Source organism: Candidatus Bandiella numerosa, from assembly GCF_021811875.1.
Lineage (GTDB): Bacteria > Pseudomonadota > Alphaproteobacteria > Rickettsiales > Midichloriaceae > Aquirickettsia > Aquirickettsia numerosa_A.
On record NZ_JAJBJD010000209.1, the window covers coordinates 1 to 575 of the forward strand.

Annotated in this window: 1 protein-coding gene; it reads left to right on the forward strand. The window is 36.0% G+C overall.

Going from position 1 to position 575, the window contains the following annotated elements; translation table 11 throughout:
- Positions 1-92 precede the first annotated feature (92 nt).
- The gene (locus tag L8D11_RS05410; RefSeq protein ID WP_236870647.1) at positions 93-458 is read left to right on the forward strand and encodes an IS6 family transposase; all 366 of its coding nucleotides are present in this window, start codon (positions 93-95) and stop codon (positions 456-458) included.
- Positions 459-575: the final 117 nt, after the last annotated feature.

Here is a 575-nt window from a genome sequence, read left to right on the forward strand (position 1 = left end):
TCGGCACCGTCAAGTTAAAATGAGAATAGAATTATGCGATTGAATAAAAAAAAGAAAAAATATAGAATCAAAAAAAACAAATATAAGAAAAGATGAAGGGGACACCGAGTAGACATAGATATCCAATGACAATAATAGGCCAAGCAATATGGCAATATCATAGATTTAATCAGAGCTATCGTGATGTGAGAGAGCAACTATTATACAGAGGAATAGAAATTAGCCATGAAACTATTAGGAGCTGGTGCTACAAGTTCGGTAAAGAATTTGAAAAAGTAATCAAAAAGAAGCAAAGAAAAGTAACGGATAAATGGCATTTAGATGAGATGGCAATGAAAGTAAATGGAGAATATTTTATACTATGGAGAGCTGTAGACTCAGAGGGATATGAGCTAGATGTATTTTTACAGAAGCGGCGTAATAAAAAGTCAGCAATACGCTTTTTATCAATCGAGTAGAGAGGCGCATTGCAGCACCTCGCTCTCACACCACCGTACAAGCGATGTCGCATAGGGCGGTTTCAGATTTGTGTTTACCAAAAGCAGAGTACATAGAGAAGAGATTAATCTTCTCAA

Bases quoted from the DNA above. Each gene is read 5' to 3' on its own strand.
- L8D11_RS05410 (WP_236870647.1), top strand. From the start codon at position 93: ATGAAGGGGACACCGAGTAGACATAGATATCCAATGACAATAATAGGC.